10 protein-coding genes are annotated in these 14,133 nt (G+C 44.5%); 1 reads left to right on the top strand and 9 read right to left on the bottom strand.

Annotated elements, in window-relative coordinates:
- Window positions 1–5 precede the first annotated feature (5 nt).
- The gene (locus tag ACRQQK_RS18145; protein WP_457513736.1) at window positions 6–947 is read left to right on the top strand and encodes an aldose epimerase family protein; all 942 of its coding nucleotides are present in this window, start codon (window positions 6–8) and stop codon (window positions 945–947) included.
- A 49-nt stretch (window positions 948–996) separates the two neighbouring features.
- Here ACRQQK_RS18145 and ACRQQK_RS18140 read toward each other — a convergent pair whose 3' ends face one another.
- The 9 genes from ACRQQK_RS18140 to ACRQQK_RS18100 form a co-directional block, all read right to left on the bottom strand.
- Window positions 997–3,408 (bottom strand): GH36-type glycosyl hydrolase domain-containing protein, encoded by a 2,412-nt coding sequence (locus ACRQQK_RS18140; RefSeq protein WP_457513735.1) that lies wholly within the window; start codon window positions 3,406–3,408, stop codon window positions 997–999.
- A 76-nt stretch (window positions 3,409–3,484) separates the two neighbouring features.
- Window positions 3,485–4,576, bottom strand: coding sequence for an ABC transporter ATP-binding protein (locus ACRQQK_RS18135; protein WP_102941534.1), 1,092 nt, complete (start codon window positions 4,574–4,576; stop codon window positions 3,485–3,487).
- A complete protein-coding gene (locus ACRQQK_RS18130; RefSeq protein WP_457513892.1) occupies window positions 4,576–5,925 on the bottom strand; it encodes a GH1 family beta-glucosidase in 1,350 nt (449 codons plus the stop codon). The genes ACRQQK_RS18135 and ACRQQK_RS18130 overlap by 1 nt, the downstream gene beginning before the upstream one ends.
- Before the next feature lie 10 nt (window positions 5,926–5,935).
- Complete coding sequence (locus ACRQQK_RS18125) at window positions 5,936–6,832, bottom strand: carbohydrate ABC transporter permease (protein WP_102962984.1); 897 nt, start codon at window positions 6,830–6,832, stop codon at window positions 5,936–5,938.
- Window position 6,833: 1 nt separating this feature from the next.
- Window positions 6,834–7,823, bottom strand: a complete 990-nt coding sequence (locus ACRQQK_RS18120; protein WP_457513733.1) for a carbohydrate ABC transporter permease — start codon at window positions 7,821–7,823, stop codon at window positions 6,834–6,836.
- A gap of 62 nt (window positions 7,824–7,885) precedes the next feature.
- Window positions 7,886–9,130, bottom strand: coding sequence for an extracellular solute-binding protein (locus tag ACRQQK_RS18115; protein WP_457513731.1), 1,245 nt, complete (start codon window positions 9,128–9,130; stop codon window positions 7,886–7,888).
- Between the two features lie 18 nt (window positions 9,131–9,148).
- Window positions 9,149–10,156 carry a LacI family DNA-binding transcriptional regulator gene (locus ACRQQK_RS18110; RefSeq protein WP_457513729.1) on the bottom strand — a complete coding sequence of 336 codons (1,008 nt, stop codon included), beginning with the start codon at window positions 10,154–10,156 and terminating at the stop codon, window positions 9,149–9,151.
- A gap of 264 nt (window positions 10,157–10,420) precedes the next feature.
- On the bottom strand, window positions 10,421–12,436 hold the full coding sequence (locus ACRQQK_RS18105; protein WP_457513728.1) for a methyl-accepting chemotaxis protein: 2,016 nt from the start codon (window positions 12,434–12,436) through the stop codon (window positions 10,421–10,423).
- Between the two features lie 145 nt (window positions 12,437–12,581).
- Entirely contained in the window at window positions 12,582–13,898 is a 1,317-nt protein-coding gene (locus tag ACRQQK_RS18100) for a carbohydrate porin (RefSeq protein ID WP_457513727.1), read from the bottom strand.
- Window positions 13,899–14,133: the final 235 nt, after the last annotated feature.

Below are 14,133 nucleotides of genomic sequence, written 5' to 3'. Positions count from 1 at the left end.
TATTTATGTTTAAATTAATTAAAAACAATTTTGGGGAACTCAATTCCACAACCATATTAAACTCTGAACTTGGAATTCAAGTCGATATTATTCAAGACTTCGGTGCTATCATTAATCAATATCGAGTTAACCACAGTCCATTTTCATTTATTGTGGGATACCAAGACAGTCATGATTTAATTCAATCTCATCCTTTCTTTTCGCGTAGCGCAAAGCTCTTCCCCTTTCCAAATCGCCTAAAAGCAGGCCAATACCGCTATAGACAACGTGATTACACACTGGCAGCCAACTTTCCATGGTCTGAGCATGCAGTACACGGTTTGCTCTATAACCAACCTTTTAAACTGGTCGCGCATGAAGCCAATAGTGAATACGCCGAAGCCACATTTCGCTATGAAACCACTAAATTGGCGGATGGGTATCCCTTCGCATTTAGCCTTGATGTCCGTTATCGGATTGATTTTCAAGGAACCTTAAGCTGCAATACGACCATTACCAACTTAGGCACCGAACATTTCCCATTTGGAGATGCATGGCACCCCTACTTTTCTCTCGGCTGTGACCTCAAACATTGTCAACTCACTATGGCGGCTCATACCGAGATCGAACACCAAGACGATTTACCTACCGGGCAATATCTCTCTAGCAACGTCTTCTCTACCCCAACTTCGTTAGAAGACGTTAACCTCAATAACTGCTACCAGTTCAGTGACTCATCAGAGCAAACTCTTGCATTGATACGTGATGACAAGAGCGCTTCTTTGCAGTTCAACCAAGGCAAGGGCTACTCGTTCGTGCAACTCTACACGCCTCCTTCGGAGCCTAGTATTGCGATTGAGCCAATGACTTGCCCTGCTGATGCATTCAATAATCACATTGGTCTACTGGAGCTGGCTCCAGAGGAAACCGTTCAATTTGAGTGGCAATGCCAAGCCATATTTGTCTAGTTCTATTGGCGAGTTCAAAAAGTGGGGAGCGCAATGCTCCCCTCATTCACTAGCCGAGTCTTACCTCTACTTGATGTTCACCTTCAGTAAACACTGGCACTTTGTTCCCAGCTAGGACTTCACCATTCACGCGTAACTCCGCCACACCTTTACTTACCTTGTCTGGGTTGGTTACGTGAATATGGTAGGTCGCACCACGGAACTGGCGTTTAACGCGAAACTCTTTCCAATCAACTGGAATACAAGGATCAACAATTAAGCCATCAACGTCAGGACGCACGCCCAAAATCCATTGCGTTCCGGCAACATAAGTCCAAGACGATGTGCCCGATAACCAAGCGTTTCGGCCAAGACCAAACTGCGGATGCTCATCACCAAGGATGTTTTGCGGGTAGCAGTAAGGTTCAGATTCAAAGATATCAATCACATCATTCTTTGATGCTGGGTTAATTTGGCGGTAGTACTCGTAAGCACGATCACCGTTACCCATTTTCGCTTCAGCAATCATCACCCAAGGGTTGGAGTGGAGGAAAATACCGCCATTTTCTTTCGCACCCGGTGGATAAGTTGAAACACCACCAAGGTTCGGGTTAAAGCCATTGTAGCCAGGGGTTGAAAGCTTAATGCCGTTTGCCGTATTGAGTTTGGTGTATACCGAGTTAAGCGCCTGAGTCGCGCGTTCTTGCTCAGCAAACCCTGCAATCACTGGCCAGCTTTGACCATTGGTATAGATTTGGCCCTGCGCGTTGGTATGAGAACCGACAGGTTGTCCCTGCTCGTCAAAGTAACGAACAAACCACTCACCATCCCAGCCACATTGGTTAACGATAGCTTTCATCTGCTCATACTGTGCCTGATATTGCGCGGCACGGTCATCTTCACCACGCAAGCGGCACAGATCGAGCATATCGAGTAACGCTTTACCGTACATGCTGGCAACCATTAGAGACTCAGCACCCGTTGGCAAGTTCACTGTATCGTTCCAGTCGGCAAAACCAAGCAGTGGCAAGCCATGTTGACCCGTATTACCACGAGTGAATTCAATCGCGCGACATAAGTGTTCCCACACGCTCGCCGATTCTAGCGGTTTGCCTTGCTTATCTTTTTGATAGAACGGGATTAGCTTATCGAGAAACTCTGCATTACCTGTTTCTTTGACGTACTGCGTTACTGCATAAACAATCCACAAGTGGTCATCGCCATAGTAATCAGGGCGATCTTCTTCTTCACGAGAGTCACCTGCGTTCGCTTCCATCGTAGATGGGAAGAACTGGTGCATCGCTGAACCATCAACGTTTTGCACCGAAAGCAGACGCTCGATAAACTCGCGCGCTTCTTCAGGCATATGAGTGATAACGCCCAGAGTGTCTTGTGAAGAGTCTCTGAAACCAATCCCACGAGCACCGTAGCCAAGCTGATACAAAGACAAATAGCGTGACCAGTTTTTCGTTGTATGACACTGACGTGGGTTGTGAATATTCAGCATTGAGTTCATTGCTGGATCAGGCGTTTCAACCTGAACTGCCGCAAGATAGTTGTCCCAATGAGTAGCCAGAGCGTCAAACGCCTTATCCACTTCTTGATGATCACGATACTTCGCAAGCATAGGTTCAGCTTGTGCTAGGCTCGGCATTTGCGTTAGCTGTACAACGGTACGTTCGTTCTGCTGTGGTGCTAACCAACCTAAACGCAAGTTTAATGCGCCAATGTTGTCACCACGCAGACATTCACTATTACCCAGTTCAGCAGTAAACAGTTTTTCAGGCGCAGCCCAGCTGCCATAACCCATATTACCGAGGAACTTCTGGCGATCACCATCAAATGAAGTCGCTGGGCGATCTGCCGTCATCAGGTTTACCGCGTAGTCGCGTTTCATAAAGGCATACTGCTCTAGAACCGTATGTCCAGATGCTTGTTGATGCGCTTTCAAAGTCATGGTTTGAGGTACCCAGTCTGCGTTAACCAGTTGTTTTAACGCGTCAAAATGGGTGAATTCAAACACAGGCACAACATCTACATGCAGCTCTTCATCACTTATGTTAGTAACTTTGATGTCTTCAAGTAACACAGGAGCATCTTTAGGCACAAACAGAGTGACTTCACATCGAACGCCATAGCCTTCTGAAATGATTTTTGTGTACGAAAGACCGGTGTGGTTTTCGAACTTTTCCAACGGCTTTAATGTTGGCGTGTAAAAAGGTGAAAATACTTCAACTTTACCTTCACGGTTAGTCACTTTCAGATAGACAGTAGAGCCTTTAAAGTCTGAGTTAGGCAGTTGGGTAATGTATTTGGTGATGCGGTTCAGCGCAGGGTCACCTTTACACAAAACAACACCACCGTTACTGTCAACCAGACCACCAAACTCCAGTGTACCTACATAGTTACACCACTTAATCGGTGTACAAGGAGTGGTGGCGATATATTCTTTATTGTTATCGTCAAAATATCCGAATTTCATATCACTATCCTTAGCTCCCATACGTGTGGGAGCTAACTATTAAATTGATTCTTGGGTCTTATATTGAGACTGGTTACTAGTGAGCCAGTGATTTTTCACTCAGTGCGTCAAACAAGTGAATAGCATCCAGGTCAACGTAAAGTGTCTGTTCTTTGCTCTCCACTTCTGCGGCCTGTGTTTCTACAGTCAAAGGTTGACCGCTCACTTCTGTTCTCAGCAGGATGCTCGCACCAAGCAGCTCTTTGTCTTTGATAGTGACTGGAATCGGCAGCACACGGTCATGATCGACTTGCTCTGGACGCAAGTGGATATCGGTTGGTCGAATGCCAAAGTGCAGAGCAAGATTCTTAGAAGCATGCGCTTTAAAACGCTCAGGGAGTGGAATTTTCACATCACCCAAAAGAATAAAGTATTCATTCTGCTCACTAATCAATTTCGCATCTAACATGTTCATTGACGGGTTACCGATGAACTGTGCAACAAACTTGTTTGCAGGACGTTTAAACACTTCCGTTGGCGTACCAACCTGTGCCACATAACCGTCTTTTAGAATTACGATGCGATCTGCCAATGTCATCGCTTCAATCTGGTCATGAGTTACATAGATAGTGGTTGTTTTCAGCTCACGGTGCAGCTGTTTGATCTCTTCACGCATCACACCACGTAGCTTGGCATCAAGGTTAGATAGCGGTTCATCAAATAAGAACACTTTCGGTGTACGCACCATCGCGCGACCCATCGCAACACGTTGACGCTGACCACCAGAAAGCTCTTTCGGTTTACGGTCCAGCAGCGCTTCTAGCTCCAGCATTTTGGCTGCTTTGCGAACTTCCACGTCGATGTCAGCTTTATTCATTCCTTTAAGCTTGAGAGCAAAGGCAATGTTTTCATACACAGTCATATGTGGGTACAAAGCGTAGCTTTGGAACACCATCGCCAAATCGCGATCTTTAGCGTCAATCTTGTTCATCAACTTATCGTCAACATAGATTTCGCCAGAAGAGATGTCTTCAAGTCCCGCAAGCATACGTAGCGTAGTTGATTTACCACAGCCAGAAGGACCAAGGAAAACCACGAATTCGCCATCATTTACTGTGAAATCAAAGTGCTTAACAACGTCCACATTTCCAAAAGACTTTTTAATTTTACGAAATTCAACTTTAGCCATTACTTGTTCTCCTCGGCGCGCTCTAGAAGCATATTGCGGTACGCAATAGCGCTCTGCTTCAATGTTCTTTTCTGGGTTGCATAGTCAACATGGACGATGCCGAAACGCTGTTCATAGCCAAATGCCCATTCGAAGTTGTCCATTAAACTCCAAGCAAAATAGCCATCGACACGAACACCAGCACGGATAGCGTTATCAACCGCTTCTAGGTGCGTTTGGAAATAACGAACACGTTGTTCATCATTGACGACACCATCAATAATTGAATCGTTACCAGCCGCACCATTTTCCGTAACATATAAAGGCGGTACATTGTCGTAACGCTGATCAAGCCTGACTAGAAGATCAGTTAGACCTTGTGGATAGATTTCCCAACCGATGTGAGTATATTCAGCACCTTCTGGTTTGATTGTTTCAATCTCATTATGCTCATTGAAACGAGCAACACTTCGGCTGTAATAGTTGATACCAATGTAATCCACTGGTGCCGACATTATTTCCAAGTCGCCCGCTAAGATCATTGGCATATTGGCTTTTTGTTTTTCAACCACCGCGCTCGGATATTGCCCCTTGAGTACAGGGTCAATAAACCAATGGAAGTTCTCGGCTTCACAATAGTCAGCCGCCGCTTGATCTTTTTCGCTCTCCGGATAGCTCGGGCTAGCATTAAATACAATGCCGTGCTTAGACTCAGGAGCATTCTTTCTTAGTACTGGCATGGCTAAACCATGGCCTAACATCAGGTGATGAGACGCGAGGTAACCTTCTTTATCACCTTGAATACCAGGTGCATGTTCACCCCAACGGTAGCCTAAGAAAGCGGCAACAAATGGTTCGTTAAGTGTGGTGTAAACATCGATCTTGTTACCAAAGTGCGCACTGACTACGTCCGCATACTCAGCAAATTTGTACGCAGTTTCACGGTTCAGCCAACCACCTTTGTCTTCCAAATATTGTGGAAGATCCCAATGGTAAAGCGTCACATAAACTTTCAAACCGCGTGCATGACACTCATCGATGATCTGCTCATAGAACTTAAGACCTTCAGGATTAACCACGCCGTCTTGAGGCAAGATTCTTGGCCATGCAATCGATAAACGGTACGCATCCACACCTAGGTCTGCAATCATTTCGATATCTTGCTTCCACAAGTGGTAGTGGTCACAAGCAACATCCCCGTTGTCACCTTTATCTACTTTGCCAGGCACCTTGCAAAAAGTATCCCAGATAGAAGACGTACGACCGCCTTCATTAACACCACCTTCAATCTGATAAGAAGACGTCGCGACACCGAAAACAAAATCTTGAGTAAGTAGTGCCGAATCTTTCGGCAGTTGATATTTATTTATTGTCATTTTTTTAACCTTTTACTGCACCGGAAGTTAAGCCACTAATCATCTGTTTAGACGCAAATAGATAAGTCACAACCAGAGGAAGAATCGAGATAGTGGTGCCCAACATTACTGCTCCCCAAGGAGTATTAGGAATACCTTGTACACTTCGTAGTGCTTGCGTAATCACGTAGTTTTCTGGTGAGTTTAGTACCACTAGAGGTTGCATAAACATGTTCCAGAAGAAGACGAATTGAACGATAGCCAGAGTAGCAAGTGCTGGTTTCATCAACGGTAATACCACACTCCAATACGTTCTAAACTCGCCCGCACCATCCAGCTTCGCCGCTTCAAGAAGCTCTTTTGGAATCGAAGCAACCACGTGCTGACGCATCAGGAAAATACCAAATGGAGTGGTAGTAAACGGAAGCCATACCGCCACATGGTTATCCAACAAGCCTAGGAATTTCACAATCATGAAATACGGGATCAGGCTTAACACTGGTGGAATCATCATCGAGCCAACCAGCATGCCAAACAGGATGTTTTTGCCACGGAACTTAAACACCGCAAACGCATAGCCGCCCATACTACAGAACAGCAGTGAGATGGTTGTGCCTAGAAACGCAACGTAGATAGAGTTAAACATCGCCTGCCAAAACGGCATGATTTGTTGCAGTTTGGCGTAGTTGATAGCTAGGCTGTCACCAATGGCAAAACTGATTCCCGTGCCAAAGATCTCCGAACGGTCGCGTGTCGAAAGCAGAGCGGACCAAATAAATGGGAAAACAGTCACAATGGCTGACACAATCAGCACAATTGCCAGCACAAACATCAAGATCTTGATGAAACTTTCAATCACTCTGTCGCTAGGCTTAATCGAAGCCCATAACGACGAGTTTGATGTAACAGATTGAGTCGTCATGTTATTGCTCCCCCAAACCTTTTTTACCGAAGAAGAAGAATTGAACCATGGTACAAGCGGCAATCAGAGCAAACAGCAACCAAGAAATAGCTGACGCCGTACCCATTTCAAGCCATTCCCAACCCACCTTGTACAAGTACATAGAGATAGTAAGACCAGCCTGACCAGTACCACCGCCTCCGCGCGTCAATACGAACGGTTCTTCAAACAACTGCAGGTTACCGATGATGGTCATCGTGACAGCGAAGAAAACAAACGGGCGAATCATAGGTAGTGAAATGTTCCAGAAGCGACGAAGTGCGTTGGCACCGTCCATACGTGCTGCTTCAAGAATGTCTTTCGGAATCGTCATTAAGCCTGTGGTGTACAGTACGATGTTGAAACCTGTGTACTTCCAGAACACCATGATGGCGATAGATGGCTTAATCAAAGTTGCATCATCCAACCAGCGAATTGGCTGGAAATCGTTAACCCAAGCAAAAGCCCAGCCAAACAGGGAACTGTCAGCCAGTGCGATCAAGGTTTGGTTGATGATGCCGGAATTTGGCGAATACATGTTGAAGAAGATCAGTGATGCTGCAACCGTAGAAGTGATATACGGAAGAAAATAAGCTGATGTTAACCAATGACGGATTTTATCCCCCATTGACACAAGAATGTATGCAACTGGAATGGCAATTAAATGCTGAGCTACGCCTGATGTGATCGCTAACCAGAAAGTATTTTGTAGAGAACGCCATAGCCAAGGGTCAGTCAGAGCAATTTGGTAGTTTTCAACTCCCACATATTTCATCGCTCCCAACCCTTCCACTGGGTTCCATGAATGAAACGACAAAAACACAGAAAAAAGTAACGGAAAAATTCCAAATACAGAAAAAATAACTAAAAACGGCAACAGAAACGAATACGGTGTAAGCGCTTTCAAATTCAGGCGAGAAAAAAGGCTTTCTCCGCCTGATGTTTTCACTGAGTTACCTGTAGATTGGTTCATAGTAACAACCTCTTACCTAGGGAGGCGTAAGTAACGCCTCCCAAAATTAAAACAACTCTGGCTTACATATTGCGCGTGCGACGTTTAATCAAGCGCTCTGCTTCTTCAAGTGCAGTCTTGATATCTTTGCCTTCGTCCAACACTTCCATCAGTGCATTTTCTAGAACGATAGAACGCGCCACGTGGTCACCTTTCGCTGGTGCAACTGGCTTGATGTTTTTCGCTACTTCAGCAAACAACAAACGAGCTTTCTGACCACCTAAGAAAGGCATTTCTTGTTCAAACAGAGGGTCATCGTAAGTCGTTACGTTTGCAGGGAAAGCTGCAATAGTTTCAAAGTGTTTAAGCTGTACATCACGACGAGTTGTCATGTATTCAATCAACTTCCACGCTTCATCTTGTTTGGTTGATTGAGTAGGGATAGAAAGGAAAGAGCCACCCCAGCTACCGTAGATACCATCAGGTAGATGAGATACACCCCATTTGCCCGCAGTTCCCGGAGCAATCCAGTTGTTTAAGTGGCCAAGTAGCCAAGCACCAGATAGCTGAGTTGCAAACGTACCGTTACGGAAACCTTCATACCACTCGTTTGACCAAGCTAGAATTTGGCCATCTAAGCCTTTGTCACGAATTTTTTTCGCAACTTCAAATGCGTGTACAAAGCGCTCAGAAGTGACCACTGGGTTACCTTCTTTGTCGAAATATAGACCTTCGCCTTCAGGTACGGTGGTAAAGATAATGGCTTGCGCTACGTCTGCTGCTGACGCAATCAACTGAATGTTTTTTGCTTTTAATTTTTCGCCGGCATCAATGTAAGAGTCCCAGTCTTTGATCGCTGCATTAACGTCAATACCCGCGTTTTTAAAGATATCGGTACGGTAGTACATAACACCTGGACCAAGATCGACAGGCATACCATAAACTGAACCATCAGCGCCTTTACCTTGTGCCCAAGCATAAGGAGCAAAACTATCAGCATATTTATCAGCACCGTATTTTTCAGACAAGTTAACTAAGCCACCAGACGCTACAAACGGACCGATTTTCTCTACATCCACAACAATCACATCACCAGCGCCTGAACCGGTTGCAAGGTTAGTCGTTAACTTAGTGTGGTGGTCACCATGGTTGTTCATCAGGTAATCAACTTTAATGCCCGTTTCTTTCTCGAAGTCAGGTAGCAGAACTTTCAAGCTGCTATCAAAATCAGGGAAACCATCAAAACGGATCTGGCTATCAGCTGCGGTTGCCGTTGTAGCAAGTCCCAGCGCAATCGCACTCGAAAGTGCTAAGGTCTTAAATTTCATGCTTTATCCTTAATGTAGTTATAGGGTACTCGTTATATCCTTGACTGAATCTCGCACTACTAACGCAGGGTTGAGTTTGAAATTCACATCTTGTTTATTCTTGTTAAGCTTTTGCAAAGTGAGCTGTACTGCCTCAATGCTCATCTGCTCAATCGGAAAATTAATCGTGGTTAAAGAAGGTGTGAGATAACGAGCAAAAATATTGTCATCAAACCCCACTAGTGAAACATCATCAGGAATCGAATAACCGGCTTCCCGTAGCACCTCAAATGCTCCAAACGCCATATGATCATTTGACGCAAAAATCGCGGTGAACCGACAATCTCTCTTCAGCAATTTTTTCATCGCGATAACACCGGTTTCTTCAGTAAAACCTGCTTCAGAAACCAGCGCTTCGTCATACTCCAACCCTGCATCTTCCAAGGCTCTTCGATAGCCTTGTAAACGTCCTCGAGCATCAGATTTGTCTAAAGGACCGGTAATACAAGCGATCTCGGTATGGCCTTTCTGTAACAGATATTCGGTAGCGAGTTTTCCCCCCAGCTCGTTATCAATATCAATACAGCTTCGGTACATCTCTGGAATAAAGCGGTTCACCAAAACCACTGGAATGCCCTGCTCTTCCAAAGAAATTAAGTAATCATCACTCAGGTGCTGAACATGAAGAATCAAAGCATCGACTCTGCGCCCCAGCAGAAACTCCACAGACTCGCGTTGTCCCTGTTCAGTATTTGAACCCGCGGTCACGATGGCATGGTAGCCAAAGCGACGTAGGTTCTCTTCCAAGCAATGAAGAATGCCCGAATAAAAAGGCCCACCAAGTTCCGGAACAACAATTCCCACACTGCCAGTACGACTCGATGCTAAAGCCTGTGCGATGGAGTTAGGACGGTAGCCCAGCTCTTTAATCGCCTTTTCGACTTTTAACTTTTTATCGTGACTCACACGACTAGTACCATTTATGACTCTGGATACTGTCGCCTGAGATACCCCCGCATGCTCAGAGACGTGTTTAATTGTTGCCACCGATACCTCAATACTACTTCTGTTGAAAACGCTTACAAGGCTAGTATTCCGCAGATAGTGTGAATAATGAGTGAGTATGGTCACACTAATTTTTTGGAAAAAATAGAGCTTTCATAAAAGTAGAGAGTTCTTACAATTTCCCGACCGCTCATGAAACAGTTTCATGAAACCAATATTTCCCCAAATTCATCGGTAATTAAAAATATTCTTGGTAAAAAACCAAAAGCATTTAAAACACCAATATTTAATACTTATTTATACAACTTATTTATTTCTTTCTTCCGCTTGCAAAATAAAACTTTCCGTCAATTCAAATTGAATTTCAGCCAAACGTTCTAATTTTTCACCATGCTCTGCCACTTGAGTTGAACGCTGCAAATTTTGCTCGGATAACGAATGAATATGACTGACATTTTTCGTCACTTCACTGGCAACAGATTGATGAACAATAGTCGCTGAAGCGATTTGCTGACTGCGATGAGACACTTGATTAAGCAGTTCATGCAACTTCACAAAACGACCATTAACCTGCTTGGCTTGCTGCATACTTTGCGTCATGCCAGAGAGGCAGTTGGAAATCTGTTTGCCAGCAATATCCGTTTGACGCTGCAAACGCTCAATTTTATTTTGAATTTCCTTCGCACTATGCGTAGTTTGAGCCGCAAGAATCCTGACCTCATCAGCAACCACAGAAAATCCTCGCCCATATTCACCCGCGCGAGCCGCTTCAATTGCAGCGTTTAACGCGAGCAAATTGGTCTGTTCTGAGATACCAGAAATGGTATCCAAGATAGATTCAATGCTGATGCTCTCTTGTTCCAGAGCTTGATTCGTTGCAGTCACTTGATTTAGCTCTTGAGAAAGTCGCTCCAACATAGCCACATTCTCAGTCATATCTATCTGCGCTTTATTGGAGTGTTCCACGGCTTCTGTCACTAAAGTAAGTGAGTGTTCCGTCGATTGGGCAATATCCGTCACTGAACATTCAATTTCTTCCATCGCGGAAGCCACTGATACCGTCTGCGAGGTTTGCTCATAGATAGCGCTATTGAGCTCGGTACTGATGCCCTGATTCGTCAGGGATGTGCTGTTGAGCTGGGCACTCGATTGACGTATACGTTCAATAATCAGCGATAGGTGACGAACGACTAGATTGACCTTCTCTGCCACTTGTCCAAACTCATTACTTGCCGAATACTCCACTTCCTGAGTCAAATCTTTTGCCGCGATTCGATTCAAAGCATTAAGCAAAAGTCCGGTCGCTTTACGCACCATATTGGTAAAACTCAGCACCAGACATGTGGTAATCAAAATGGAGGCCAGCGAGATAGCAATAAACAGCGAACGAGTCTCGCTCGACGCTTGTCTTGCTTCATCATAAAGTTGGTTGGCGATTTGGTTTGCATAACTAGAAAGGTTGTCGACATTCGCCAACTGAGCATCAATTTTTTGTTCCAGTTGGGAACGTAATTCTGCGAGATTCTCAGCTTGTTCAACCACATCAACATGCATCTTTACTGCACCTGTTGGTTGGAAAGTGAGTTGTTTAAGTACGGATAGTGGTGTTTCAAGCGAAGAATAGAGCTTTGAGTGATCTTTGAGCAGCAGTTGTACACTCTCTTCAAGATACCGCTTGCGATTGTTCAGACGACGAGCTACTGAGCGAAGCTCCGTCATATCCTGCAGTTTGAACACTTCGTTAGCTTCGTTGTTCAACAAACCAACTTGGCTAGTAAGTCCATCCAGGGCTTTTAGCGCCTCTGCCGAATCTGCGCTGCTGCGCGCACGTTGAAGCGCATTACCCAGCTGAGTAACGAGTGATTGGAACTGGGACTGCAACAGATAGCTCTGGTCTAACTGATCTAAGTAACTGGCATGTGCGTCAATAACAGCATTCAAAACTATTAATACCTGCTCTCCCTGCACTGTGATTGGCTCTACGTAATCATGCAAGTCTGGTCGTTGTTGTGTTTGAGCAACAAACCAACGAAGCTGAGTATTATAAGTCTCGATATTGGTTTGGATTGACTCAACAAAGGGCGGCAGTTCATCCAGATATTGTGCCGATAAGTACGGCGTTAAGCTGCGGTTAATGTTAAGAAAGTCGATGGTAAGCTGCGCTGAACGGAGCATCAGCGGCGTAGCATCTTGCGTAATGGATTCCATCTTGGCTGTAACGCTCTGGTTACTGCTGACAGAAAGCCATGCAGACCCGATCATAATTGCAATGACACACACACAACCAAGATAGAGACGAGAAACTAACGATTGAAAGGGCATAAACCACCCACTACATGCTGTTGTTTGCAAGATAAAAAATGGGCACATAGGTGCCCAAAGTTTGGAGTTAAATTGGTTGGTAAACCAAGCCCCAATAATCTGCCTTTGGGGCTAAAACATAGATAGACAGTAAACTATGAGTGGATTACCACCATGCTTCGAACATTGCACCTACTGCAACTGTATCGACATTTGTTGAAGTAGAAGAACCAGCTTCAGTCGTTTCAACATCACCCACAGTTGTGTAGAAGCGAAGCATTGGACGGCTCCAAGGTAGGCCACCAAGTGAAACGTTTTGAGATAGTGTTACTTTCCAGCCATTCACTTCTTTACCACTGTCATGATCTTCCATTGCATAACCCGCTTCTAGCCAAGTTGAATGCACTTCATCCCATTGGTATTGAGGACGAACGATACCAGCGTATTCGTTTCTCTCAAGATTATCACCCGCATCATTTACAACATCTTTACCTGATAGATTTTTGTATGAAACGAGATAATCGATAATGAACTGATCAGATACTTTGTAGTTACCTTCTAAGCTGGTATACAGAACGTTAAAGTCATCGCCTTTTAAGTCAAATGCAGAATCATCCGCACCATCAGTGTACTTCGTAACCAGTTTGTTTGAGCTGCCAAGGCCTAATACTGCACCGACTTGCCATGAATCTTCATTGGTTTTGTCTGCGCCGGCTTGGTCTGAAGCGAAACCGTAGTTTGCGTATAGGTCTAGATTACCGATACCCGCATTGATGCTGTGCAGTTTCGAAGTAATCGCGTAAACACCAGTATCATTGTTTAAGCTGCCAGCAGAAGAGTCGACTTTACCGACAAAGCCCATATCTAGCTTAGCGCCACCAAGATTTAAGTTGTTGAAACCCGCACCCTGACCATCGTGAGTGAATACGAAGTAATCGTTCAAACCTTGTTGTAGACGACCGTGGAAATCACGACCTGCCCACATATACAACTCAGGTTGGCTTTCAAATATGTTGGTTACACCTGCGTACATTTTTTTCAAACTTACACCGCCAGCAGAACCACCAGCAGGAATCCAGTCACGATGAGACCACTCATCAATCATCAAAACTAGGTCCCACTTAGCGCCGTTGTCTGCTTGGAATATTTTGCCAAACTGGAACTCACCGCCGTTAGCTTCGTTGCCAAGACGACCCAGAGACTTACCTGAGCTACCAACGAGGACATAACGGTTATCGCTATCTGAATAATGTGCGCCGTAGCGAGCATAGCCAGAGAAGACAATTCCTTGAGGCACTTTTGTATCTGGCGTCAATACAGCTTGTTGTTGATCATTTACATAATCAATTTCAACAACCTTAGATTCCAGCTCTTGAATACGCTTTTCTAAAGCTGAAATATCGGTATCTGCCGCGAACACAGAGGCAGAGGATAAAATAGATGCCACAGCAAAAGTTATTGGTAAAACTTTAAAGTTCTTCATGTTATTTCCCTATTAAATTTAGGTTTGTTCTAATTCAGGAAAATAATAAGTAATGAAAGGATTGAAAATATTTGCCGACTTCACACCCGTGTATCGAAATAATTAACATGAAACAAGCGTGAAGAGTTTTAGATAGGGATATTAAATTGAATTCAATTAGTTAAGAATGAACTTCCTAATTTACCAACAATGAAATCGCTTTCATTTCATGAGATTTAGCGAATTTTGTCACGAA

It is taken from the genome of Vibrio sp. C8 (assembly GCF_054051265.1).
The sequence above is the reverse complement of the archived record's forward strand: the minus strand, read 5'-3'. Positions and strand labels throughout refer to the sequence as shown.